The organism is Streptomyces sp. NBC_01537 (genome assembly GCF_045040445.1).
Lineage (GTDB): Bacteria > Actinomycetota > Actinomycetes > Streptomycetales > Streptomycetaceae > Actinacidiphila.
Window position 1 is genome coordinate 9347048 of record NZ_CP109392.1, and the last position, 25522, is coordinate 9372569.

19 protein-coding genes are annotated in these 25522 nt (G+C 72.2%); 13 read left to right on the plus strand and 6 right to left on the minus strand.

Features of this window, described 5'->3' with window-relative positions; all coding sequences use genetic code 11:
• Positions 1 to 112 precede the first annotated feature (112 nt).
• Entirely contained in the window at positions 113 to 880 is a 768-nt protein-coding gene (locus OG607_RS42835; protein WP_405735461.1) for an SDR family NAD(P)-dependent oxidoreductase, read from the minus strand.
• Positions 880 to 2046, minus strand: coding sequence for an acyl-CoA dehydrogenase family protein (locus OG607_RS42840; protein ID WP_405735464.1), 1167 nt, complete (start codon positions 2044 to 2046; stop codon positions 880 to 882). The genes OG607_RS42835 and OG607_RS42840 overlap by 1 nt, the downstream gene beginning before the upstream one ends.
• Positions 2047 to 2370: 324 nt before the next feature.
• On the opposite strand from OG607_RS42840, the gene OG607_RS42845 reads away from it, so the two are divergent.
• The 5 genes from OG607_RS42845 (at position 2371) to OG607_RS42865 (ending at position 7818) form a co-directional block, all read left to right on the plus strand.
• Complete coding sequence (locus OG607_RS42845) at positions 2371 to 3093, plus strand: dienelactone hydrolase family protein (protein WP_405735467.1); 723 nt, start codon at positions 2371 to 2373, stop codon at positions 3091 to 3093.
• Positions 3094 to 3334: 241 nt separating this feature from the next.
• Positions 3335 to 5512: a glycoside hydrolase family 9 protein gene (locus tag OG607_RS42850; protein ID WP_405735470.1), complete on the plus strand. Its 2178-nt coding sequence runs from the start codon at positions 3335 to 3337 to the stop codon at positions 5510 to 5512.
• 34 nt (positions 5513 to 5546) lie between these two features.
• The gene (locus OG607_RS42855; RefSeq protein ID WP_405735473.1) at positions 5547 to 6668 is read left to right on the plus strand and encodes an arabinogalactan endo-beta-1,4-galactanase; all 1122 of its coding nucleotides are present in this window, start codon (positions 5547 to 5549) and stop codon (positions 6666 to 6668) included.
• Between the two features lie 169 nt (positions 6669 to 6837).
• Positions 6838 to 7134 carry a muconolactone Delta-isomerase family protein gene (locus tag OG607_RS42860; RefSeq protein WP_405735476.1) on the plus strand — a complete coding sequence of 99 codons (297 nt, stop codon included), beginning with the start codon at positions 6838 to 6840 and terminating at the stop codon, positions 7132 to 7134.
• Positions 7135 to 7212: 78 nt separating this feature from the next.
• Positions 7213 to 7818, plus strand: coding sequence for a GPP34 family phosphoprotein (locus OG607_RS42865; protein ID WP_405735478.1), 606 nt, complete (start codon positions 7213 to 7215; stop codon positions 7816 to 7818).
• A gap of 15 nt (positions 7819 to 7833) precedes the next feature.
• On the opposite strand, the gene OG607_RS42870 is transcribed toward OG607_RS42865, so the two are convergent.
• On the minus strand, positions 7834 to 8520 hold the full coding sequence (locus tag OG607_RS42870; RefSeq protein ID WP_405735481.1) for a TetR/AcrR family transcriptional regulator: 687 nt from the start codon (positions 8518 to 8520) through the stop codon (positions 7834 to 7836).
• A gap of 137 nt (positions 8521 to 8657) precedes the next feature.
• Between OG607_RS42870 and OG607_RS42875 the strand changes: the two genes are divergently transcribed.
• From OG607_RS42875 to OG607_RS42885, 3 genes are read left to right on the plus strand one after another with little or no spacing between them, the layout of a single operon-like run.
• Positions 8658 to 10322: an amidohydrolase gene (locus OG607_RS42875; protein ID WP_405735484.1), complete on the plus strand. Its 1665-nt coding sequence runs from the start codon at positions 8658 to 8660 to the stop codon at positions 10320 to 10322.
• Positions 10309 to 13431: an aminotransferase class III-fold pyridoxal phosphate-dependent enzyme gene (locus tag OG607_RS42880; protein ID WP_405735486.1), complete on the plus strand. Its 3123-nt coding sequence runs from the start codon at positions 10309 to 10311 to the stop codon at positions 13429 to 13431. Before OG607_RS42875 ends, OG607_RS42880 begins: the two co-directional genes overlap by 14 nt.
• 28 nt (positions 13432 to 13459) lie before the next feature.
• Positions 13460 to 14233, plus strand: coding sequence for a nucleoside phosphorylase (locus tag OG607_RS42885; protein ID WP_405735489.1), 774 nt, complete (start codon positions 13460 to 13462; stop codon positions 14231 to 14233).
• A 13-nt stretch (positions 14234 to 14246) separates the two neighbouring features.
• Here OG607_RS42885 and OG607_RS42890 read toward each other — a convergent pair whose 3' ends face one another.
• Positions 14247 to 14705: an SLATT domain-containing protein gene (locus OG607_RS42890; protein WP_405735491.1), complete on the minus strand. Its 459-nt coding sequence runs from the start codon at positions 14703 to 14705 to the stop codon at positions 14247 to 14249.
• A gap of 43 nt (positions 14706 to 14748) precedes the next feature.
• A complete protein-coding gene (locus tag OG607_RS42895; RefSeq protein WP_405735494.1) occupies positions 14749 to 15423 on the minus strand; it encodes a maltokinase N-terminal cap-like domain-containing protein in 675 nt (224 codons plus the stop codon).
• 162 nt (positions 15424 to 15585) lie between these two features.
• On the opposite strand from OG607_RS42895, the gene OG607_RS42900 reads away from it, so the two are divergent.
• Genes OG607_RS42900 through OG607_RS42920 form a run of 5 tightly spaced genes read left to right on the plus strand, consistent with a single transcriptional unit; the run spans position 15586 to position 20885 of the window.
• Complete coding sequence (locus OG607_RS42900; RefSeq protein WP_405735496.1) at positions 15586 to 17997, plus strand: SpoIIE family protein phosphatase; 2412 nt, start codon at positions 15586 to 15588, stop codon at positions 17995 to 17997.
• On the plus strand, positions 17994 to 18695 hold the full coding sequence (locus OG607_RS42905) for a response regulator transcription factor (protein WP_405735498.1): 702 nt from the start codon (positions 17994 to 17996) through the stop codon (positions 18693 to 18695). The genes OG607_RS42900 and OG607_RS42905 overlap by 4 nt, the downstream gene beginning before the upstream one ends.
• Positions 18692 to 20200 carry a sensor histidine kinase gene (locus OG607_RS42910; RefSeq protein WP_405735500.1) on the plus strand — a complete coding sequence of 503 codons (1509 nt, stop codon included), beginning with the start codon at positions 18692 to 18694 and terminating at the stop codon, positions 20198 to 20200. Before OG607_RS42905 ends, OG607_RS42910 begins: the two co-directional genes overlap by 4 nt.
• Positions 20201 to 20253: 53 nt before the next feature.
• Positions 20254 to 20649 (plus strand): hypothetical protein, encoded by a 396-nt coding sequence (locus tag OG607_RS42915; protein ID WP_405735503.1) that lies wholly within the window; start codon positions 20254 to 20256, stop codon positions 20647 to 20649.
• Positions 20646 to 20885 carry a hypothetical protein gene (locus OG607_RS42920; RefSeq protein WP_405735506.1) on the plus strand — a complete coding sequence of 80 codons (240 nt, stop codon included), beginning with the start codon at positions 20646 to 20648 and terminating at the stop codon, positions 20883 to 20885. The genes OG607_RS42915 and OG607_RS42920 overlap by 4 nt, the downstream gene beginning before the upstream one ends.
• Positions 20886 to 20901: 16 nt before the next feature.
• On the opposite strand, the gene OG607_RS42925 is transcribed toward OG607_RS42920, so the two are convergent.
• Positions 20902 to 25470 carry an FtsK/SpoIIIE domain-containing protein gene (locus OG607_RS42925; protein WP_405735508.1) on the minus strand — a complete coding sequence of 1523 codons (4569 nt, stop codon included), beginning with the start codon at positions 25468 to 25470 and terminating at the stop codon, positions 20902 to 20904.
• Between the last annotated feature and the right edge of the window lie 52 nt (positions 25471 to 25522).

Genomic DNA, 25522 nt, shown 5'->3' on the forward strand with positions numbered 1-25522 from the left:
CCGATCCGCTGGCAGTGATCGGCGCCGCCACTTTGGCTGAACCATTCAACATAATACGGGAGCGGGCTGTCACCCGATCACCCGTTCCGCTGCAGAGCGCCCCCGCCGCCCCTCACATCACCATGCCGCCGTCCACCGGCAGCACCTGGCCGGTGATGAAGGACGCCGCGTCCGAGGCGAGGAAGACAAAGCTGCCGGCTATCTCCTCGGGCTCCGCCCATCGCCCCAGCGGTATACGCGCGAGCATCGTGGCCGCGAACTTCTCGTTGGTGCGTATGGTCTCGGTCATCGGGGTGGCGGCCAGGGGCGCGAGCGCGTTGACCTTCACCTGCCTGCGCGCCAGTTCACGGGCCAGGGACTTCGTCAGGCCGATGATTCCGGCTTTGGCGGCGGAGTAGTTCACCTGGCCGAGAGTGCCGACGATTCCGGCCGACGACGTGACATTGATGATCCGGCCCGTGCCGTCGGTGGGGAGGAAGGGGAGTGCGGCCTGAGAGCAGTGAAAGGCGCCCATCAGGTGAATGTCGACCATCAGGCGGAACTCTTCCTCCTGGAGTTTCTCGAACATCGCGGGCGCCGTTGCCCCCGCGTTGTTGACCAGAATGTTCAGGGTCCCGTTGGTGAGAGCGGCGGCCCTTTCCGCCGCGGAATCGGCGGCCGCCCGGTCCCGTACATCCAGTGCGACGCTTTCCGCCCGCGCACCCGTGGCGGATATCTTCTCCGCCACGGCCGCGGCGGCCGGCCCGTCGATGTCGGTCACGAGCACCGCCGCTCCCGCCAGGGCGAGAGCCTGTGCGACCGCGGCGCCGATACCGCCCGCGGCTCCCGTGACCAATGCGGAGCGTCCGGTGAGGTCGAACAGTCCGGTAGTGGCGGTCATCAATAGCTCCTCGGCATTCCCAGAGTGTGCGATCCCAGGTAGTTCAGAATCATTTCCTGGCTGATCGGCGCGATCTTCATGAGGCGGGCCTCACGGAAATAGCGGGCGACGTGGTACTCCTCGGAGTAGCCCATGCCTCCGTGGGTCTGCAGCGCGCGGTCGGCGGCGGTGAATCCGGCTTCCGCGCAGAGGTACTTGGCGGTGTTCGCCTCCCGCCCGCACGCCTTGCCGTTGTCGTAGAGCCAGGTCGCCTTGCGCAGCACCAGCTCGGCCGCGTCCAGGCGGGTCAGCGAGTCCGCGAGCGGGAACTGCACGGCCTGGTTCATGGTGATCGGCCTGCCGAACACCACACGCTCGTTGCCGTACTTGACGGCCTTCTCCAGCGCCACCCTGCCGATCCCGAGGGCCTCGGCGGCGATCAGCATGCGCTCCGGGTTCAGGCCGTCCAGGAGATACCGGAACCCCTGGCCCTCCTCGCCGACGCGGTCCTCGACCGGCACCCGCAGGTCGTCGATGAACAGCTCGTTCGAGGTGACGGCGTTGCGGCCCATCTTCGGGATCGGGCGGATGTCGATCCGGCTCCGGTCCAGATCGGTGAGGAAGAGCGTCATCCCGTCGGTCTTCTTGGCGACCTCGCCGGCCTTCGTCGTACGGGTCAGCAGCAGGATCTTCTCGGATTCCATGGCTTTGGAGATCCAGACCTTGCGGCCGTTGACGATGTAGTGATCGCCCTCCCGCCGGGCGAACGTCGTGATGCTCGCCGTGTCCAGACCGGCTCCCGGCTCGGTCACTCCGAAGCAGACATGCAGATCCCCCGCGGCGATGCGGGGCAGCGTCCGTCGCTTCAGCTCCTCGGAGCCGTGCACGACCACGGGCTGCATCCCGAAGATCGACATGTGGATCGAGCTGGCGGCGTTCATACCGCCGCCGGACCGCGCGACCTCTTCCAGCAGCAGCGTGGCCTCGGTGATGCCCAGGCCGTGACCGCCGTACTCCTCCGGGATGGTGAGTCCCAGCCACCCGCCGCCGGCGACGGCGGCGTAGAACTCGGCGGGGAACTCGTGGTCCCGGTCCTTCTCCATCCAGTACCGGTCGTCGAAATCGCGCAGGAGTCCTGCGACCGCCTTGCGGATGGTCTCCTGATCTTCGGTCAGCTCAAAGTCCACAATATGGACACCTCCATGACCCGGTTGATGTTGAAAGATATCAAAGGTCAGACCGATTGGGTAGTACTTCGTGGCGTGCCTGCGCCGGTGGCGTCGCATCTGTACCAGGCCCGGGCAAAACTGTCCCTGACCGGCCACGGAGCCTCCGAAAAAACCCGTTGGCGGACCACGGCGACCACTGCTACTTTTCCGGAGGCCGTGCGAGAGAACGAGGAGGTGGTACCCGTGAACGCAGTATCGACATGGGTGCTCCCCTCCGGGGTTACGGTCGGGCGATAGGTCGTCCGGGAGCGCCGTTCACGAGCACTCCCGAAAGGCACGACCATGCAGTTCACTTCCGAACAGCACCTCGACAGCGGCGTCCTGGAACGCGAATTCACCCTCGGCGAGATCCCCGGCACCCTGTGGACGCCTGAATCCGCCGCACCGGCCCCGCTGATCCTGATGGCCCACAACAACGGCCTGCCCAAGAGGGAACCCCGGCTGGTGGCCCGGGCCCGGCGCACCGCGGCCTCCGGCTACGCGGTGGCCACCATCGACGCCGCCGGGTGCGGCGACCGGCCCCGTTCCGCCGCCGACGAGCAGGCCCGCGCCGACCTCCGCCGGGCGATGCAGGCCGGCGAGCCGGTCGACGAGATCTTCGAGTCCTTCATCGGCCCGCTGGTCGAAAAGGCGGTCCCGGACTGGCGGACCACCCTGGACGCCCTCCTTGCGCTGCCCGAGATCGGCGGCCCGGTCGGGTACTCGGGGTGGACCGCCGTCGGCATTCGGCTGGCGGTGGCCGAGCCGCGCATCGCGGCCGCCGGTTTCTTCGCCGGGGGTTACGTGCCCCGCGCCCAGCGCGAGGAGGCCCGGCAGGTCACCGTTCCGCTGCTGCTCCTGCTGCAGTGGGACGACGAAGGGAACCCCCGGCAGCGGGCCCTGGACCTGTTCGACGCCTTCGGCACCAAGGAGAAGACGCTGCACGCCAATCTGGGCGGGCACACCGGCACCCCGTGGTTCGAGGTGGAGGACGGGCACCGGTTCTTCGGCCGGCACCTGAAGTGAGGCCGGGCCGCCGGGCCGGCAGCAGCCGGTAGGCGCTGTCGGCCAGGATGCCGTCATCGAGGACAGGTCCCGGCCCTCCTCGATGGCGGTGGCCGGCAGATGGCGCTCGACCACCAGCGCCCGGGCCGGGCCGGGGTTGGTCCAACATGGCCGAGTGGAGGGCCTATTGACCGCGTTGCGGGCATCGCAGTACCGTCGCCGCCGACAGTAAGGAAACTTTCCTGTCAATCTGGAGGAGCCAGTGTCCACGGCCAGACTCGTGGTGGCAGCCGGCGTGCTGGCCGCCACGCTTGCGATCCCGTCCCAGCCGGCGCAGGGCGCGGCGGCGCCCCAGGTGCGGGTGGACCAGGCGGGCTACCTGCCCGGCGAGGTCAAACACGCCTACCTCATGACGGCCGGCCAGGTCTCCTCGTCGACGTACAGCGTGATCGACGCGTCCGGGAAGACGGTCCTCACCGGATCCGTCGGATCGGCGAGCCGGGGGTCGTGGAACTCCTCGTACAAGGACGTCTATCCGATCACCTTCAGCAGGCTCACCACCCCGGGCGTCTACCGCCTCCGGGTCGGCGGCGGGGCCGTCGCGGTCTCCCCGGTGTTCAGGATCGAGAGCCCGGCGGCGCTGTACGGGCGGCTGGCCGCCGACGGGGTGACGTTCTTTCAGACGCAGCGCGACGGCTCCGACGTCATCCCCGGCGCCCTCGGCCGCAAGCCGGCGCACCTCAACGACGCCCGCGCGGCCGTCTATCAGGTCCCGCACTACGAGACCGACTCCGACGTCATCACGGACACCGGCCTCACCCGGATCGCCGGACCGGCCGTGGACGCCGAGGGCGGCTGGTTCGACGCCGGGGACTACCTGAAGTTCACGCACAGCACGGCCTACGCCGACGCGCTGCTGTTCGCCTCCCAGCGGGCACTGGGCGCGGCCGCGCCCGCCGCGCTCGGAGCCGAGGCCAGGCACGGTGTGGACTGGCTGGACAAGATGTGGGACCAGAAGACGAAGACGCTCTACATCCAGGTCGGCATCGGCTCGGGCAACGAGGCCGGCACGTTCACCGGCGACCACGACCTGTGGCGGCTGCCAGAGACGGACGACGCCGACACCTCGTCCGCCGACCGCTTCGCCACCGCCCACCGCCCGGTCTTCCGGGCCGCCGCGCCCGGCGCCAAGGTCAGCCCGAATCTCGCCGGCCGGGTCTCCGCCGCCTTCGCGCTCGCCGCACAGGTCGACTCGGTCCGGCACCCCCAGCGGGCCGCCGCCGAGTACCGGGCCGCGACCTCGCTCTACGCGATGGCGAACACCGCCAGTCCGCCCGACCCGCTGACCACCGCGCTGCCCCACGCCTTCTACCCGGAGGACACCTGGCGCGACGACATGGAGTTCGGCGCCTCCGAGATCGCCCTGGCCGCCCAGAAGCTGGGCCACGACCCGGCCTCGTATCTGTCCGCCGCCGCGACCTGGGCCAAGAGCTACATCGCGGGCGACACCGGCGACACATTCAACCTCTACGACACCAGCGCCCTCGCGCACGCCGACCTCATCCAGGCGATCCACGCGGCCGGAAACCCCTCCGGGCTCGCCGTCACCGCCTCCGACCTCGTGCGCGACCTCAAGCGCCAGGTGCGCACCGGCGCCACCCGCTCCGCCGCCGACATCTTCCGCGCCGGCGGCGTCTACACGGACTTCGACGCCGACTCGCACACCTTCGGCTTCCTGACCACCGAGGCGCTCTACAAGCAGGCCGGCGGCGACAGTTCGTACGACACCTTCGCCACCGACCAGCGCAACTGGCTGCTCGGCGCGAACGCCTGGGGCACCAGCTTCATGGTCGGCGAGGGCACCACCTTCCCCCGCTGCATGCAGCACCAGGTCGCCAACCTCAAGGGCAGTACTGACAGCTCCGCGCCGATCGCCACCGGAGCGGTCGTCAACGGCCCCAACAGCACGGACCAGTTCTCCGACGGGCTCGGCGACTACCAGGACGGCATGACCAAGTGCCCGGCGAGCGGCGATCCGTACGACACGTACACCGGGCACGGCAGCCGGTACGTCGACGATGTCCGTTCGTGGCAGTCCAGCGAACCGGCCCTCGACATGACCGTCAGCGCCGTCGCGGGCGCGGCGTTCCAGCTGGGCGGCGCAGAGGCCCTAAGCCCTGTCGTCAAAATCCCGCCTGTCCCGCGACGCCGCAGTGACATCAGCCGCTGGCGCGGCGGGCGGTGCCTCGCTGCGTTGTCGAATCGCCCGAGTAGCCCACTACGAGAGCGAATCTCCGCCTTGGGCCTAGTGGTCGAAGAGTGGTTGCTCTGTGAACGTTCCCAGCTTGTGACGAATGTATGTACAGCGGATCTCATCTCCCTTACTGTGAACGCTCACAGCCCTCCGGTGTGTCCATGCCAGGCCATCGAAAGGAGCTGAACTCCCCTTCCCGCAACTCGACAAGGAGGTCGGGATGACCGCGTCCAGCCTCGGCCGCACCGCGAAAATCGCCCTGCTCCTGGCGGCGGTCGCCCTGCCGGCGACCACGCTCACCACGTCCACCAGCGCCTCCGCCGCGAACTCGCTGAGCATGCTCGGCGCCGATGTCTCGACCGCGCAGCGCGCCCTCGACCTCGGCGCCAAGTACTACGACGCCAGCGGCACAGCCAAGGACCCGCTCGACATACTCAAGGGCGCGGGCGTCAACTACGTGCGCCTGCGCGTCTGGAACAACCCGGCCAGCGGCTACAACAACAAGGCCAAGGTGCTGGCGTACGCGAAGACGGTGAAGGCCAAGGGCCTCAAGCTGCTCGTGGACTTCCACTACTCGGACACGTGGGCCGACCCCGGTAAGCAGTACAAGCCGGCGGCCTGGTCCAGCCATGGCATCAGCCAGCTGCAGACCGACGTATACAACTACACCTACGACGTCTGCAACAGCCTCAAGGCCCAGGGCACCACGCCGGACAGCGTCCAGATCGGCAACGAGATCAACGTCGGCATGCTGTGGAACGACGGCAAGGTGGTCAACAACGACTTCACCAACCTCAGCCTGCTCCTCAAGTCCGGCTACAACGCGACCAAGGCCTGCAACAGCGGCACCAAGGTGATCATCCACACCGCGGACGCCGACAGCGACAGCAACGCGCGCTGGTTCTACGACGGGATCAAGGCGAAGGGCGTCAGCTGGGACATCACCGGGCTGTCGTACTACTGCATGTGGCACGGCACGCTGGCCAACATGGGCAGCGTCGTCTCCGACATGAAGTCCCGGTACGGCAAGGACGTCATCATCGCCGAGACGGCCTACCCCTTCACCACGGGGAACGCGGACAGCACCGCCAACTCCGTCACGTCGGGATGCTCGGGCTATCCGCTCACCTGGGCGGGCCAGGGCGCGGAGTTCACCGCCGTGCAGAACACGGCCCGCAGCGCTGGCGCGATCGGCGTCTTCTACTGGGAACCGACCTGGTACGCGGTCACCGGCAACGGCTGGGATCCGGCCGACATCAGCAACAGCGGGGACGGCTGGGACAACATGGCCACCTTCGACTGGACCGGCCACATCAACCCGAACGTCAAGTGGACCTCTTAGCCCGTACGAGCAACCGGTGATCCGGTGAGCCCCGACCAGGGCTCACCGGATCACCCGCGTTTCAGCTGCGACGACCGGGCGCCGGACCAGGTCATGGGCGCAGGATGGGGGTGTGGCACCGGCACCCACGCCGCACCATGCCACGTACCTCATCGAACGGAGCGGGACCATGCGCGAGTTCCTGGTCGAGATCACCACCACCGTCCCCGAGGGCACCGGCCAGGACGAGGTCGACCGCCGGCGCGCCGCCGAGGCCGTACGCGCCGGGGAACTGGCCGCGACCGGCAACCTGGCGCGGCTGTGGCGCCCGGTCGGCGAGCTGCGCAGCATCGGCCTGTGGCGTGCCGCCGATGAGGAGGAGCTTCACGAGAAGGTGCTCGGGACGCTGCCGCTGCGCCCGTGGATGTCGTTGCACGTCACCCCGCTGGAACCCCATCCGAACGACCCGCACGGCCCGAAGGTGTGAGCGCGCGAACCCCGCTGCGGCAGAATCCGTTACTGATCGACGTGCAGCGCCACCGATGCCTCTGACGGGGAGCCGTTCATGACCACACCGCAGGACCTGTTGATCGTCGCCATGGACGTGGTGCCCAGCCGTCCCCTGGAGCCGGGCGATCTGTCGCTCGCCCTCGCGGGAGCCGAGGTGATCGATCTCATCGAGGCCCAGGCGCTCACACTCGACGGCGACCGCATCGTGCCGGGCGCCCCTCGGACACTTGCCGACCCGCTGCTGGACGGGGCCGCGTCGTCCCTCGTCCGGCAGGTGCCCTACGAGTCGGTCGAGGACTGGCTGTGGCGGCGGGGCCGGGGGCTGTCGCTGGCCTACCTGGCCTCTTTGGAGGCGGAAGGGCACGTCACCCGCAAACGCGGTCGCTGGCTGCCGATCCGTACCGGCCGGACGGCACTGGCCGACTCACCCGCCCGCCGCCACGCGGCGGACCGCTGGACGTCCGGTGAGCCCGTCCTCGCCGTCCTCGCGGCCGCCGTCGGGATCCATGACAAGCCGACCGAGGACTTCCCGGGTGTGGCCGACGAGGCGGTCGTGACGGTGCTCGCCGCGGTCGGCGACGCGGTGATGGAACTGGAAGCCGTACGGCAGCGCAAGGCCATCGAGGACGCGGCCTTCGACAACATCTGGCGAGGCCAGTGACGTCGCCGCGATCGGTCACCGCGCGCGGGAGCGGATCGATTCGATGAGGAGGTCGACGGCGAGCCGGAAGTTGTCGGGGGAGTCCAGCGGCGGGATGTCGTCGATCAGCGCGGCCAGGTTCGGGTACGTCTGCGGGGGCAGTGCCCGGTAGTCGACCTGCCAGGCGCGCAGGTCGGCCTCGCGGGCCGGGGCGTCCAGGGCGTGCAGGGCGGCCTCCATGCTGGAGTAGGCCAGTACGGTGTCGGCGAAGACCCGGTAGCAGCGGGCGGCGTCGCGGTCCGGCAGCCCGGCGCGGCGCATGCAGCCAAGGATGTGCTCGACGACCTCGAACTCGTGCGGGCGGCGCGTGGTGCGGGCCGCGACGAGTTGGCCGACCTGCGGGTGCGCCATGAAGGCGCCCCGGATGCGCTGGGCGACGGTGCGCAGGTCCTCGGCCCAGTCGTCGGTGACGGGGAGACCGCCCGCGGTGGTCTCGGCGTGCAGGGCGTCGGTGAGGGCGAGGAGCAGCTCGTCCTTGTCGCGGAAGTGGCGGTAGATGGCAGTGGGGTGGGCGTCCAGCTCCCGGCCCAGGGCCTCGAAGGTGAGTGACTCGATCCCGGCGCGGTCGCAGATCCGCAGGGCGGCCTCGGTGATGACCTGCTGGTTGAGACTGCCCCGGGGCCGCCGGGCGCGTCCCGGGCCCGCCTTGGGGGTGGCCGCCATCCCGCCGTGTCCTCTCGTCGCCCGTTGTCGTTCATCGCCACGATAGTCGATGCCATTGACTATGGGACTGACTATCTTCCACACTGGCGGCTCAGCGGCCCAGCGGGCGATCGCAGCCGAGGAGAGGACTCCCGACCTTGTCCACCGACGACGCCGATCTGCTGATCACCGGCGCCCGGGTACGTCTCGGCGAGGGCCGCTGGGTCTCCGCCCTGGCGGTCCGGGGCGGCCGGATCCACGCACTCGGGGACGAATCCGAACTGCGCGGCCTGGCCGGACCCCGTACGCGGGTGGTGCACACGCCCGGCGGGCTGGTCGTCCCCGGCTTCCAGGACAGCCACATCCACGCGCCCTTCGCCGGACGCAACCGGCTCCGCCTGTGGCTCAACGACCTGGCGGGCCGGGCGGCGTACCTGGATGCCATCAGCGCGTACGCGGCCGCGCATCCCGAGGAGCCGTGGATCATCGGCGGCGGCTGGGCGATGGAGTACTTCCCCGGCGGCGCCCCGCGCAAGGAGGACCTGGACGCGATCGTCCCGGACCGCCCGGTCTTCCTCTTCAACCGGGACGTCCACGGAGCGTGGGTGAACTCCCGCGCGCTGGAGGCCGCGGGCATCGACCGGGACACCCCGGATCCGCCCGACGGCCGTATCGAGCGTGACCCGGCCACTGGCGAGCCCACCGGCACGCTGCACGAGGGCGCCGCGTACCGGGTCGACGCCGAGGTCGTGCCCGCGCCGGGGGAGGAGGAGTGGCGGGCGGCGATCCTGCACGCGCAGGCGTATCTGCACTCCCTCGGCATCACCGGCTGGCAGGACGCCTGGGTCACCCCGGGCACCCAGGCCGCCTACCAGTCGCTCGCCGCCGACGGCCGGCTGACGGCCCGCGTGGTGGGCGCCCTGTGGTGGGACCGGCACCGCGGCCTGGAGCAGATCGACGAGCTGCGCGAGCGGCGCGAACAGGGCCTCGCGGTACGCGCACCCGGCGCGGCGCTGGGCTCCGGCTTCCACCCCACCACGGTGAAGATCATGACCGACGGGGTGCTGGAGAACCACACCGGAGCCCTGCTGGAGCCGTACTGCGACGGCTGCGGCGGCCACACCGACAACCGGGGCCTGAGCTACCTCCCGTACGAGCTGCTGCGGCAGGCCGTCACGACCCTCGACCGGCACGGCTTCCAGGTCCACCTGCACGCCATCGGCGACCGCGCCGTGCGCGAGGCCCTGGACGCCGTCGCCGCCGCCCGCGCCGCCAACGGGCCGGGCGGCGACCACCGGCACCACATCGCCCATGTCCAGCTCGTCCAGCCCGAGGACGTGGGGCGCTTCGCCGAACTCGGCGTGGTCGTCAACTGCCAGGCGTACTGGGCCCAGAGCGAGCCGCAGATGGACGAGCTGACCATCCCCTACCTCGGCCCCGAACGGGCCCGGATGCAGTACCCCTTCGCCGACCTGCTCGCCTCCGGCGCGCGCCTGGCGATGGGCAGCGACTGGGCGGTCACCACGGCCGACCCGCTGGAGCAGATCGAGGTCGCCGTCACCCGCACCGACCCCGCGCACCGGGGCAACGAGCCCTTCCTTCCCGGACAGCGGCTGCGCCTGGACGACGCGCTGGACGCCTTCACCTCGGGCTCGGCGTACGTCAACCACGACGAGCAGGGCGGCGCCCTGGAAGTCGGCCGTCGTGCCGACCTGGCGCTGCTGGACACGGACCTGTTCGCACCCGGCGCGCCGCCCGTCGCCGACGCCCGGGTCCGGCTCACGGTGGCGGCGGGGAAGGTCGTGCACGATGAGGGGCTCTGAGCAGCGGATGGACCGGCATGACTTCTTCGCCGAGCCGGACCTGCCGCGCCCGGAGGTGGGTTCCGGTACGGCCGAGGCCGTCGCGGGGGAGTACTTCGGGGTCGGCGGGCGCTTCCGTGAGGTCGGCAGCCAGCAGGACCGCAACTTCGTGATCGACGGCCCGGCGGGACGGTTCGTCCTCAAGATCGCGAACCCGGCCTTCTCCGACGCCGAACTCGCCGCCCAGGACCACGCGTTGCTGCACCTAGGGTCTGTCCGGGCCGGCACCGCGCCGGACCTGGTGATCCCGCGGCCCCAGCCCGCCCGGGACGGCGGCTTCGTCGCCCGGTTCGAGTCCGGCGGGGTCGCCCTGCGGGCCCGGCTGCTCAGTTTCGTCCCCGGCAGACCTCTCGCGGACGCCGCGTATCTGGCCCCGGTGGTCATGGCCCGGCTCGGCGACCTCGCCGCCCGGGTGGCGTCCGGACTGGCCGACTGCCGCCACCCCGGGCTCGACCGCACCCTGCAGTGGGACATCCGCAACACCCGCCGGGTCCACGAGACGCTCGCCGGTCATGTCGCCGATCCCGACCGGGCCGCGATCCTGCGCCGGGCCGTCGAGGACTCCTGCGACCGGCTGGACGCGCTCTCCCCGGAGCTGCGCGTCCAGCCGGTCCACGGCGACATCACCGACGACAACGTGGTCTGCGTACAGGACAGGGACGGCCGCCCGGCCCCCTCCGGCGTCATCGACTTCGGCGATGTCGGCCTCGGCTGGACCGTCGCCGAACTCGCCACCGCCTGTGCTTCGTTGCTGCACCACACGCCCACCCGGCCGCTGGCGGTGCTCGCCGCCGTACGGGCCTTCCACGCGGTCCTTCCGCTCACCGGGCCCGAACTCGCCGCCCTGTGGCCCGCGATCACCGCCCGTACCGCCGCGCTCGTGGTCAGCGGCCTCCACCAGGGCCGCATCGACCCCGGCAACGCGTACGTCCTGCGGGCCCAGGAGCAGGAGTGGCGGGCCTTCGAGGCCGCCGTCTCCCTGCCCGCGGAGGTCGCGCACGCCGCGATCCGGGCAGCGCTGGGACTGCCGGTGCCGGCGGCCCGCCCCCCGGCCGTCCGGGCGCCGCTGCTCCCGGGACTCGCCGCCGGGGCCCCGGCGGCGGTCCTCGACCTGTCCACGCTCAGCCCCGACCTCTCCGACGGCGCCTGGCTGGCCCCGGACGCCGAGGCCAGCCTCGCCGCCCGCCAGGGCGTCGCGATCGCCCGGCATGGCGAGGCCCGGCTGACCCGGACCCGTCTGCACAGCGCGGAGGCGCCCGCCACGATCGCCCTCGGCGTGGAGGTGTTCTGCGCCCCCGGCAGCGCTGTGACGGCCCCCTTCGCGGGGGTCGTACGCTCCGAGGCGACCGGCCTGGTCCTGGCGGGCACCGACGCGGACCTGCACCTCACGGGACTGCGTACGCCACCGGCCCCCGGACAGCGCCTAGGGTCTGTCCGGTCGATCTTGCCCGGGTCCGCGACGCCTGGCGCGGCATCTCGCGGCGTTGCCGGAGCGCCCTCAGGAAACCACCCTGAGGGCGCTCCGGCGCCTTGCGATGCACCGCACCAGACGCCGCGGCCTGTCCGACCAAGATCGACCGGACAGACCCTGGCCCCCGGCGCCGGGCTGGGCGAGGTCGGCGACGACGGCAGGCTCCACGTCCAGCTGTGCACCCTGCCCGGCACGGTGCCGCCCGCCTACGCCACCGCCGAGTCCGCCCTCGCCTGGCTCACCGTCTGCCCCGACCCCTCGCCGCTGCTCGCCCCGGACCGTACGACCGCGCGCGAGGAGCCGTCCGAGCCATCCGGCGCGGAGCTGCTGCGGCAACGGGGCGCGGCCGTGGCCGGCGTCCAGGAGCACTACTACGACAACCCGCCCCGCATCGAACGGGGCTGGCGCCAGCACCTCACCGACCTCGACGGCCGCACCTACCTGGACATGATCAACAACGTGGCCTCCATCGGCCACGCCCACCCCCGCCTCACCGCCGCCGTCGCCCGCCAGTGGGACCTGCTCAACACCAACTCGCGCTTCAACTACCGGGCCGTCTCCGATCTCGCGCGACGCCTCGCCGGTCTCCTCCCGGATCCGCTCGACACCGTCTTCTTCGTCAACAGCGGCTCCGAGGCCGTCGACCTCGCGCTCCGGCTCGCGCAGACCTTCACCGCGCGCAAGGACGTCATCGCCGTCGCCGAGGCGTACCACGGCTGGACCATCGGCTCCGACGCCGTCTCCACCTCCCTCGCCGACAACCCCCGCGCCCTCACCACCCGCCCCGACTGGGTGCACACCCTCCTCGCCCCCAACACCTTCCGCGGCGAGTTCCGCGGCCCCGACGCCACCGCCCGCTACCTCGCCGACGCCCACCGCGTCATCGACGCCGCCATCGCCGACGGCCGCCCGCCCGCCGCCTTCATCTGCGAGGCCCTCTACGGCAACGCCGGCGGCGTACCGCTCCCGCCCGGATACCTGCCCGCGGTCCACGACGCCGTCCGCGCGGCCGGGGCCCTCTGCATCGCCGACGAGGTCCAGGTCGGCTACGGCCGCCTCGGCCACCACTTCTGGGGATTCCAGCAGCAGGGCGCGACCCCGGACATCGTCACCGTCGCCAAGGCCATGGGCAACGGTCATCCCCTCGGCGCGGTCATCACCCGCCGCGACATCGCCGACGCCTTCGCCGAGGACGGCTACTTCTTCTCCTCGGCCGGCGGCAGCCCGGTCAGCTGCGTCGTCGGCCTCACCGTCCTGGACGTCATCGAGGACGAGGGCCTCCAGGCGAACGCCGCCAGGACCGGCGACCACCTGCGCCGCGGCGTCGAGACCCTGGCCCGCGAACTCCCCCTGATCGGCGCCGTCCACGGCATGGGCCTCTACCTCGGCATCGAACTCGTCCGGGACCCAGGCACCCTCGAACCCGCCACCGAGGAGACCGCCGCCATCTGCGAACGCCTCCTCGAACTGGGCGTCATCGTCCAGCCCACCGGCGACCACCTGAACGTCCTCAAGATCAAGCCCCCGCTGTGCCTCACCACCGAGAGCGCCGACTTCTTCGTCGACGCACTGGCCCGCACCCTGCGCCACGGCTGGTAGGCATGCAGACGAAGGAGAAGAACGGCAGATGCCCCAACAGCTCGTCGACAAGAACGCGGAGGGCCGCGACGCCCGCCAGTACCACATAGGCATCGCTCCCGGAGAGGTCGGCAGCGTCGCGCTCCTGCCCGGCGATCCGTTCCGCGTTCCCCTCATCGCCGAATTCCTCACCGATGTGCGGGAGGTCGCCCACAACCGGGAGCACCGGACGATGACGGGGCTGTACAAGGGCAAGCTGATCACCGCCACCTCGACGGGGATGGGGTGCCCCTCCACGGCCATCGCGGTGGAGGAACTGGCCCGTGTGGGCGTCACCTCCTTCATCCGCGTGGGGAGTTCGGCGGCCCTGCAGCAGGGCATCGAACCCGGCGACCTGCTCGTCAGCGAAGGGGCGCTCCGCAACGACGGCACCACCGCCGCCTATGTGCACCCCGGATACCCCGCGGTCCCGGATCTGTCCATCGCCCTGGAGCTCAGACGCACCGCGGAGCGCCTGCAGACAGCGCGCGGAGGGTTCCGCGTCCACTCGGGCATCAATGCCTCCGATGACGCCTTCTACGCAGAGGGCCCCGAGTGGATCGGCCGGCTCAGCGGCATGGGCATTCTCAACGTGGAGATGGAGGCCTCCGCCCTCTACGTCGTGGCGAGACTTCGCGGACTGCGCGCCGGCATGGTGTGCGCGTGCTCCAGCAACCTCGTGGCGGGCGCGAGCCTCTACGACGAGAAGAACGCCCGCCTCAAGGACGGCTGGGTGCGCAGCATCGAGGTCGCCCTGGACACCGCGGTCGCCCTCGACCTGTGACACGGGGCCGGTCCTAGGGCTGCTGACCGCCGGGTGCCGGGCCGGGCCGCAGGCCCCGGCGGGAGGCGGCCCAGTCCTGCAGTTCGGAGGTCGCCGTGCCCTCGACCTCTTCCTGCAGTTGGCGGCGGCTTTCCTCGTCGCGCTCCGAGAGCTCGTAGCGACGGATCGCCAGACGCAGCCGTGACCAGGCTTCGGCGGCGAGCACGTAGCGCTCGTTGTGGTTGAAGACCTGGCGGTAGCCCCCGATGAAGACCGCCGCGCCGGCCACCGTGGCGGTGACGGCCGCGGGGGCGGAGATGCCGGCGGTGACGACGGTGGCGGCTCCGGCGAGCAGCCCGGCCAGTTCCGTGGCCCGGTTCGCCCTGCGCGCCGTGTCGCGCGACCGTGCGTACCAGGCCAGGTCCTCCAAGGCCACTGCCAGCAAGGGATCGTCGGGGTCGCCGCCGGTCAAGGACGGTTGGTTTCTGGCCACTTGAGTATCCTGCCGGAAGCGCCGCCCCACGGCCATCGGCTGATCAGGGCGCCGGGTCGCCCAGGACGGCAAAGACGCCGCGGCTCTCGCCGCCGTCCGGCAGGCGCCACCCGGCGGTGACGTAGCCCTGGGCCCCGGCCGGGTTCGTGCCGGGGGCCTGCGGATCCGGCTCGAGGACGCGGGTCACCCGGACGGACAGTTGCCTCGCCGCCCCGGTCTCCACCGTGAGGCGGGTGCCGTGCGAGCCGTTGGCGACGGCGATCGACTTGACCGCGGTCGGGAAGCCGGATCCGGCGAAGGAGGAGGTGACGGAGGGGTCGGGAGTATCGGTCAGGCTCTGTGCCTGCGGCTCGGCGAGACCCTGGAGGAGGGCGAGCAACTGGGCGACGAGCACCGGGTCGTGAGTCCCGTCGTACAGCCACCGCCGTCCCAGCACCCCGTGTTCGGACGTGCCGACGAGGGCCTGATCGGCTCCGTCGAGCGGTGCTCCACGGTAACTGAGCGGTACGTGGTACGAGACCGGCCGGTCACCGGACTCGTCCCTGACCACCATGAACTCGATCCCCACCTCGCCCTCCGGGTCGTCGAGCCGGAAGCCGCCGGCCTTGGTCAGTACCGGCTCGCGCTCCGTGCCGAGGTACCACGGCTGCGCGGGCAGCCAGGATGCGAGCAGCTCCAGCTTGCCGGGGGTCATTGTGGTGTTGTGGATGATCGCCATACCTCGTGAACTCATTCCGTAGGCGCCTGCTTCCCCTCTGGCGTCACGTGATGACCGGCCACGTGAGGTGGCTCGGTGCAAAGGCGGGTATACCGGAATACAAGGGTCTAATCGCCGGGTTCCGCCGGACAGGCCCTGGCTCCGGCGGCGGGGAGAAGTGGGATGGACGCCTTCAGCGGTACGGCCGCCGTGGTGGTCGACAGCGGGGGCATCGTGCTGGGGTGGTCCGGTGCCGCCGCCGAATTGCTGGGCTTCACGGCTGGGGAGGCCTGCGGCCGGCCCGTACGGGACCTGCTCGCCGGGGCGCCGGGGGAGGAAGGCGGGCCCTTCGCCCCGCCCGGCGGGCCGGAGGCGCCGGAGGCGGGGCGGGGAATGCTCCGGCACAGTTCGGGGCGGTATGTCGAGGTCGCCTGGCGTGTGCAGCGGATGGAGGGGTCCGCCGGGACGGTGATGCTGGCGGTTCCCGCCGGGCTCGTCGACGACTGCGGGCGGGACGCGACGTTCGCGCGCGCCCTGCTCGCGCAGGACCGGGTCGGGATCTGCGTCCAGGACGCCGGGCTGACCATCGTGCGGACCAATCTGAGCGGCGGGCGGTTCGGCTGGGCCGACACCGTGGTCCTCGGCCGGCGGCTGAGCGATCTGCTGTCCCCGGAGGACGCCCGGAGCACCGATAAGGCCCTTCGCAGGGTGATCGACACCGGTGTGCCGGTGAAAGGTCTGGAGCGGTGGGTCCGGTCGTCGGCCGAGCCCGGACGGCGGCGTGCCCTGTCGCTGTCCGCCTTCCGCCTCGACAACGGCAGAGGCCGTCCGGCGGGTGTCGTCACCATGTTCACCGACATCACCGAGCACCTGCGGGACCGCCGCCACCTGCGGTTGCTCCACGAGGCCGCGGCCCGGATCGGAGGCTCCCTCGATGTGGTGCGTACCGCGCAGGACCTGGCCGATGTCCTCGTACCGGCCCTGGGGGACCTGGCCTGGGTGAGCCTGGCCGAGGCGGTGCTCGACGGCGACGAGCCGCCGAAGCTGGCCCGCATGGGGGACTGGCACATGCGCAGGGTGGCCACCGCCTCGGCGGGGCCGTGGCCGGCCGGGTTTCCCGGGACGGGCAGGGTGGATCCCCAGCCGGTGCTGAACCTGCCGGTGCTGGAGATGATCCAGCAGGGGGAGACCATCGTCATACCCGACCGGGCGGCCGCGATGGCCGTGGCGGAGGGGCACCCCGAGATGATCCCGCAGTTCATCCCGGAGGACGGGCAGTCGGCCGTGGCGGCTCCGCTGTTCGCCCGCGGCCTGTTGCTCGGCGCGACCGTGGTCTGGCGTACCGACGGGCGCGACCCCTTCGACCGGGGGGACGCCGACCTGCTGACGGAAATCGTCACCCGCGGCGCGCTGAGCGTGGACAACGCCCGCCGGTACACCCGGGAACACCGGGCGGCGGCCGCCCTGCAGCGGCGTCTGCTGCCCCGCCCGGCCACCGACACCCCGGCAGCCGCCACCGCGGGCCTGTACGTACCCGCCGCAGGCGCCTCCGGCATCAGCGGCGACTGGTTCGACGTCATCCCCCTGCCGTGCCTGCGGGTGGCTTTCGTCGTCGGCGACGTGTCCGGCCACGGCCTGCACGCCACCGCCACCATGGGCCGCCTCCGCACGGCCGTCCACACCCTGGCCGAGCTGGAGATGGAACCCGACGAACTGCTCAGCCACGTGGACGACCTCGTCCAGCAACTGGCCAACGAGGCGCCCCCGGGCCAGCAGGACATGATCGGGGCCACCTGCCTCTACGCCGTCTACGACCCCGTCACCCGCCGCCTCGACCTCGCCAGCGCGGGCCATCCGCCGCCGCTCATGGCCCTGCCCGACGGCACCGTCCACGCCGTCGAGATCTCCCCGGGCCCCCTCCTCGGCGTGGGAGGCCTGCCGTTCGAGACCACCTGGACCGTGCTGCCCGCCGGGACCGTCCTCGTCCTGTACACCGACGGGCTCGTACGCACCGGCGCCGACGACATCGCCGCAGGCACCCGGCGGCTGGCCCGCGCCCTCACGACGCTGTCCGCGCGGGGCGGCGGACGGCCGCTCGACGAGACGGGCCGGGCCCTGCTCGCCACCGCCGGGGACGCTCCGCCCCGGGACGACATCGCCCTGCTCCTGGCCCGCACCCGCGCCATCCGGCCGGCCGGAGTCGCGAACTGGCGGTTCGCCCGCGACCCCGCGGCAGTCGCCGACGCCCGGACCGCCGCCCGTCGGCAGTTGTCCGCCTGGGGTCTGGACGACCTCGCCTTCACCACCGAACTCGTGGTCAGCGAACTGATCACCAACGCCATCCGCTACTCCGCCGGGCCGGTCGGGCTGCGCCTCATCCACGACGGCGTCCTGGCCTGCGAGGTCTCCGACCCCAGCAATACCCAGCCGCGCCTGCGCCGCGCCCACATCTCCGACGAGGGCGGCCGCGGTCTCTTCCTCGTCGCCCAGCTCACCGACCGCTGGGGCTGCCGCTACGGCCGGTCCGGCAAAACCATCTGGGCCGAGCAGTCCCTCTCCCCAGATGTGCCCCTGGACGTACGATCGCCGCTGTGAGCACGGACGGACATACGGGCGGACGGGTGCTGGTGGCGGATGACGATGCCGCCGTGCGGCGGTCGCTGGAGCGCGGCCTGCGGCTGAACGGCTTCTCGGTGGGCCTGGCCGCAGGCGGCAGGGCCGCGCTCGCCGCCGTACGGGACGCGGAACCCGACGCGGTGGTGCTGGACATCTCGATGCCCGACCTGAACGGCATCGAGGTGTGCCGGACGCTGCGCGGACAGGGCAACGACGTCCCCGTGCTGATGCTCTCCGCGCTGGACGAGCTCGCCGACCGGGTCGCGGGGCTGCAGGCGGGCGGCGACGACTACCTCGTCAAGCCCTTCGCCCTGCAGGAACTGGTGCTGCGGCTGCACGCGCTGCTGCGCCGCCGCCCGCCCGCCGCCACCGGTCCCGTACGGGCCGCGGGCCTGGAGATCGACCCCCGCACCCGCGAGGCGCGCATCGACGGCGAGCCGCTGACGCTGACCCGGCGGGAATTCGAGCTGCTGGAGATGCTCGCCCGCAACACCGGGCTGGTGCTCACCCGCGACCAGCTGCTGGACCGCGTGTGGGGATACGACTTCGAGGTCCGCACCGACGCCGTGGACACCTTCGTCAGCTATCTGCGGCGCAAACTGGAGGCCGACGGGCGCCCGCGGATCCTGCACACCGTACGCGGGGTCGGGTTCGTGCTCAGGGCCGACCGGCCATGAGGCTGTCGACGCGGATCGCGCTCGCCGTGGGGGCGGTGGTGCCGCTGCTGGTGCTGGCCTCCGGCGCACTGCTGCTGCGCCTGGTCGCCACCGACCTGCACCGGGAACAGGACGCCCATCTGCGCGACCGCGCCGCAGCGGTGGCCAAGGACGCCAAGGCCGTGCTGCGCGCCACGGCGAACGAACGCCCGGCTGCCGAACAGGCCCGCTCGCGGCGGCTGTTCGCCACCGCGCTGGACGTCGGCATCCGGCTGACCGGCCCCGACGGCACGGTGACCGCGTCGGGCGGCCCGCAGCCGGCCGCGTCGGTTCCGCTGACCGGCGCGTCCGTGCCGGTCACCGTACGGGCCGGCGGCACGAGTTGGCGGGTGATGTCGGTCCCGGTGACCGGCCCGCGCGGGAAAGCCCTGGGCACGCTGTGGCTGTTCTCGCCCGACACCGCGGCCGACACCCAGCTGCGCCTGGTGCGCAGACGCGTGCTGATGGTGGCGCTGCTCGCTGCCCCGGTGGCGGGGCTGCTGGCCTGGGCGGTCGCCCGGGGCGCGGTACGTCCCCTGCGGCGCCTCCAGGAAAGGGCCGGCGGGCTGGACCCCGGTGCCAGCAGCGTACGGCTGGAGCACACGCCGACCGGGATCTCCGAGGTGGACGACCTGGCGAGCACGTTGCAGACGGTGCTGGCCCGCTACGACGAGCAGGCCGCCAGGACCCATGAGGCGCTGGCCACGGCGCGTTCGTTCGCCGCCGCCGCTTCGCACGAACTGCGCAACCCCCTGATGAGCATGCGCACCAACCTCGACATCCTCACCGGCCACCCCGGCCTGCCGGAGGGCGAACGCACCGAGGTGCTGGCGGATCTGCGGCACGAACACGCCCGGCTGCTCGGCATGCTGGTCATGCTCAGAGCCCTCGCGCAGGGCGACCTGGTCGAGGAGGACACCTTCGGTCCCGTCGACCTCGCCGAACTGATCGACGGGTCGGCCGCCGACCTGCGGCGCCGGCACCCGGGCGCCGAGGTGACGGCGCACCTGGCCTCCGGCCTGCTCGTACACGGCTGGGAGCAGGGACTGCGCTCCGCCGTGGACAACCTCCTGACCAACGCCCTTGTGCACGGCCGGAACCACGACGACGGCACCGCCCGGGTGGAGGTCACGCTGCGCCGCAGCGGCGACCGCGACGTCCCGGCCGCCGTCATCACCGTGGACGACCGCGGCCCGGGCATCGCGCCCGATGCCCGCACCGCGGTATTCGAACGCTTCCACCGCCGCCCGGACAGCCCCGGTTCCGGCCTCGGACTGACGCTGGTGGCCCAGCAGATCGCCCTGCACCGGGGCCGGATCGCCATCCACGACCGGCCGGGCGGGCCGGGGACCCGCCTGGAGGTGCGCCTCCCGCTCACCGGCCCGGCCGGCACCGGCACTGACCGGACGCCGACGCTGCCTCTGCTGCGCCGTGACTGGCTCAGCGCCGCCGGCGGGCCACAAGGTTTCCACAAAGAAGGCTCCTAACTTCCGTACCGCGCGGCGTCACCACCGCGTACAGCAGGAAGAAGGAGTACGTCATGCCATACAGCCACAGGACCGCCGTAGTAGCGGTCGCCACCGCCGCCGCACTCCTCGGGCTCGCGGGGCCGGCGGCCGCCGACAGCGGCAGCCCTGCACCGGTCCCCAGCACGGACGGAGCCCAGGCGCTCTGCCACCGCGCCACCAAGATCGACCGGCGTATCGACCGCGCCCTGACCCGGCTGAACGGCCCGGTGACCACGCGCGGCTCGATCGCCCGGCTCCAGCAGCGCGTCGACAACGCCAAGGCCGCGGGCCACACCGAGATCGAGACCTACCTCAAGGACCGGCTCACCTTCCGCAAGTCCCTGGTGCCCACGCTCCAGCAGAGGCAGAAAGACCTCGCCGAGGTCCAGGACTGGTGCGAGGCCAACGACAACGGAGCCACCACGTGACCCGCACCGTCCGCACGGCCGCTCTCGCCGCCGTCATCGTCGTCTGCGCGGCCCTCACCACCGCCTGCGGCGGCCACGCCGGCGCGGCGGACGGCGGCGGACCGCCCGCCACCGCCACCGTCACACCGGCGCCGTCCGCCACCGGCTCCGGCCCCGGTGTCGCCGAGCTGACCCGCATCGTGGACGCCGCACAGAGCGCGGCGGCCGCCGCGGACTCCGACGCCACGAAGGACTGACGGTCCGTCCGTTCCGTTACTCCAGCACGGTCTCGGGGATCTGCACATTGATCAGCCCGCCCGAGCGCTGGTCGACGGTGAGACCCCGGCCCAGCATGCGGTTGCGCAGGTGGGCGTGTGTGAGCCGGGCACCGAGGATGTCGCCTTCGAGCAGGCTCTGGGGGCCCAGCAGCACACCTCGGCGCCGCCGCTTGAGAGCGCCCAGCCAGCCCATCGCTCCGGACATGGCCTCGGCCGAGACGCCGACGGCCAGTCCGATGCCGCGGTCGCGGCCGGATTCGACGAGGTCACGGAGTTCCTGGTCGATCCGTGCCTGGCCGAGCATGTCGGCGTCGTCGACGAGGAGTACGCGGGGCGCGCCGTCGGGTCCGAGGATGCCGGCGAGCTCCTGGGCGGTGGGGTCCGCCGAGGTGAGGAACCGTACGCCGGGGTGAGAGGCGAGGGTGCGCAGGGGCGAGTCGCGGGGGGCGAGGACGGCGAGGCGGGTGCCGGAGGAGAGCAGGGAGACGGCGAGGGAGGCCAGGGTGGTGCTGCGGCCGGATCCGGGGGGTCCGGCGACGACGAGGGTCGGGGAGGCGTCGGCGAAGTCGACGCCCACGGGGGAGACGTCGTCACCGCCCAGGCCCAGCAGGCCCCACATCGGGCGGCGCAGCTCCTCGCGCACCTTCTCGTACGCGTCGGTGAAAGCCACCTTCGCCGGGAGGGTGCCGATCCGGGCGGGCCTGCGCTCCTCGGGCAGTCCGGCGTCGCGGCGGACCGCCTCGGCGCCGATGCGGCGCAGGGCCTCGGCCTGGTCCTGGCCGGCGGCGCCGGGGGCGAGCAGGGCGACCTGGATCTCGGCGCCGTCGGAGGTCCAGCCCTGTCCGGGATGGATGAGGTCGGGCATGTCGCGCGGGCGCTTGCCGACGCTGTGGTAGTCGGCGCGGTCGTTGAGCCGCAGCAGCAGCTTGTTGTCGTTGAGGGCGGTGGCCCGTCCGGAGAGCAGGGCGCGCTCGGAGGTCGCGACGACATGGAGACCGGAGGCGGCGCCTTCCCGCAGCAGCCGGTTGAGCTGGTCCATCTGCCGGCCGCCGTTGTGCTCGGAGACGAGCTCGGCCAGCGCGTCCCAGCCGTCGACGAACAGCATGATGTGCGCGGGGCGGGCGGCGGCGGGCAGGATCTCGCGCAGCTCCGCCAGATTGCTGGCATGAAGCGCCGTCAGTTCGGCCTGGCGGCGGTCCAGTTCTGCGTCGAGCCGGCCCAGCAGGCGTTCCAGCCGCTCGATGTCGCCCCGGGGGACGACCGCGCCGCAGTGCGGAAGCACGCCCATGGCGGACAGTGCGCCGCCGGCGAAGTCGACGCCGTACAGGTGGACGTCCTTCGAGGAGTGGCCGCGGGCCAGGGACCCGGCCATGGTCCGCAGCACCTGTGAGCGTCCGGACCGGGGGATGCCGACGACGTACAGATGCCCGAAGGAGTCGAGGTCCAGCTGGACCGGCAACTGGGCCTGCGAGGCGGGCAGGTCCGACAGCGCCCAGGCCACCGGGGCCAGTCGGGCGCCGCCGGAGTGTTCGGGATCGGGCTGCGGCAGGTCGTCGATGAGGACGCACCGGCCGAGCGGGGGGAGCCAGGGGCTGCGCTGCGGGGCGCAGCCGGTGAGTTCGGCCGCGTCGGACACCGCCTCCACCAGCGCGTTGAGGGCGGTGGGGAGATCGGCGTCCGCCGCGGGGGAACCAGGGGCGGCGGCGAGGTCGGGCAGCCCGGCGGTGCGGCCCAGGCGCTGCCAGGGCAGTTCGGTGGTCCGGACCGGGGTCGGCTCCTGCGGCCTGTCGGGCTCCTGGGCCGGCGCGGCCCCGGCGGCCCCGGGCAGCGGGGTTCCGGAGTACGCGGTCTGGAAGGGGACGACGGTGCCGTGCCCCAGGCGGGCCAGGGCGCGGCCGGGCGTGGTGGGGGAGATGCTGACGGCGTCCTTGACGTCGATGACGTCCTGGCTCTCGCCGGCGTCGGTCACGCGCAGGGCGATCCGCAGGTTGGTGTTGGCCCGGATGTCCGCGTTGACCACGCCGGCCGGCCGCTGGGTCGCCAGGATCAGGTGGATGCCCAGGGACCGCCCGCGCTGGGCGATGCTCACCAGGCCGGGGATGAAGTCGGGGATCTCCCGGAACAGGGTGGCGAACTCGTCGATGACCAGCACCAGCCGGGGCACGGCCGCCAGTTCCGGGTCACGGCGGCGCATGCTCTGGTACTCGGGCAGGTCCTTGGCCCCGGCGTCCGCCAGGATGTGCTCCCGGCGGACCACCTCGGCCGTCAGCGAGGTCAGCGCGCGCTGCACCAGGTGGCTGTCGAGGTCCGTGACCATGCCGAGGGTGTGCGGCAGCCGTACGCAGTCCTTGAACGCGCTGCCGCCCTTGTAGTCGACCAGGACGAACGTCAGCTCGTCGGGCCGGTTGACCGCGGCGAGCGAGGCCACGAAGGTCTGCAGCAGTTCCGACTTGCCGGAGCCGGTGGTGCCCGCGACCAGGCCGTGCGGGCCGTCCTTCACCAGGTCGAAGGCGGCCGGACCGTCGTAACCGGCGCCCAGCGGGAAGGCGGTGGACGCCGGCAGCTGCGCCCAGCGGGCCGCGATCTCGGGGCCGCTGGGCTCCGGCAGGCCCAGCAGCTCCAGCAGCCCGACGTGGACGGGCAGCCCCTCCGCGGCGTCCGGGGTGACGTCGTGGATCGGCGCGATGCCCCGGGCCAGGCGCTCGCACCATGCGGGCTCGACCAGGTCCGGGCGGATGTCGGGGATGTCGGGCTGTCCGGTGCGGCGCAGCGTGACCAGGTGGTTCTCGTGCCGGACCACGGCGGTGCACTCTTCCGGGAGGAGCCGCTCCTCCTGGTCCAGGCAGATCGAGAGGATCCGGACCGAGGGGCCCTCCTTGAGGATGGAGACCACACCGGGTACGTCGCGCAGGCGGCGGGCGCCGTCCATCACGACCAGCACGTCCGGCTCGCTGAGCAGCGCCTTGCTCATGGTCGACTCGGCCGCCCGCTGGCGGGTGCGCAGCGCGGAGACCAGCTCGGCCACCCGGTTGCCCACCGTCTCCGGGTCGTTGCCGATGAGGGTGACTGCGCCGCCACGTGAGCCCGGCAGGCCGTCCCGGGAGTGCGGAAGCCAGCGCACCCAGTCCCAGGACTCCTCCGCCGTCTTGTCGGTGAGTACGACGATCCGCAGATCCCGGGGGGTGTGCAGGACGGCGGCCTGGGCCGTCAGCCAGCGGGCCAGGCCCTGGACCGTCCCGGTCTCGCCGGCCAGGCCCACCACTCCGCAGCCGACGAGGTCGAAGCTGACCGGTGCGTCGGGGATCGTCCAGTGCACGGAGGTGTGGTTCTCCTCGCGCGCCGCGTCGTCGATACCCAGCAGCGACGGCTGCCCGGCGGTACCGACGCGCAGGGCCAGATGGTCCGGGTCGCCACGGCGGCGTTCCCACAGCCGGTTGCCGGGGCCGACCGCCCACAGTCCGAGTACGGCCGGGTCGGGGGCGCTCTCGGTCCGCAGCTGCCGCTCCCTGGCCACCTTCTGCCGTACGTCCTCCTCCAGCGAGGCACGGCGGAGCCGGTAGGTGCGGGACTTCTCCTCGAAGTCCTTGCGGGCCGTGCGGCGCCCGCTGACATGGTTCGCCGCCATCAGCAGCGGCGTCAGGAGCATGAACATCAGATAGAAGTACGAGTTGAAGAAGAGCACCATGGCGACGCCCATGAGCATCGGGGCGAGGGCTGCCAGCAGCGGAATGGGCCGCCGACCGGGCGGCTCGGGCGGCCCGGGCAGCCGGTACCGCTCGGGTGCCAGATGCGGCAGGATGCGCGGCGGACGGTTGTAGTCCAGGCCGCCACCACCCTCGGACGGCAGCACCGCGGCGTCCCTCACGGTCGGCTCGCACAGCCGCAGCAGGGACTCCCCGATGGCCAGCTCCCCGCCGAGCGGCCAGAGTTCCCAGCCCTCGGGGAGACCGGCGGCGACCGCGGCGGCCTCCTCCTGCGTCTCGTCCCCGTCGTCCCCCGCGAGGGGCAGCAGCTCCACATTGGGCCTGCCCCGGTGCTCCGGCGGCTCGGGGACGGACAGCCGCACCTCGCCGTCCCCGTCCAGCTCGACCAGGGCGGATCCGTCGGGGCGTACGGTCACCCGGACACCGTCGGACGGCACACCGCGGCCCTGCAGCGGCACGGCCGAGTCCTCCAGCGGGCCGATGCCGTGCGTGCCGAGGCCCAGGGGGTACACCCGGCCGGCATCCGGTCCGCCCACCACCTGCAGTTCGACCACCGGCGAGTGGTCCACCTGGTGCGGCTGCGGCATGGCTGCGCGTTCCGGCCCGTACGCGGCGGCGGCCGGCGGCACGGCCGCGCCGAGGCCGATGACACTGCCGTCCATGACCTGGCTGCCGGCCAGCGCGGTGCCGGGTGCCTGCGGCTCGCCGCCCAGGTAGAGGTCACCGCGCCGGCCGGCGCCGCTCACCTCGGCCAGATGCGAGGCGATGTCCTTGAGCGCGGTAGTGCCGGCCGCGTCGAGCAGGATGTCCTGGCGGGTGGCGGGATCGCCGTCGGCGACGGTGGTGACGAGAAGTTTCATGTCTCCCCTTCGGGAGGCTTGGTGATGGGCGGCTGGTCGAGCAGGCGCAGGC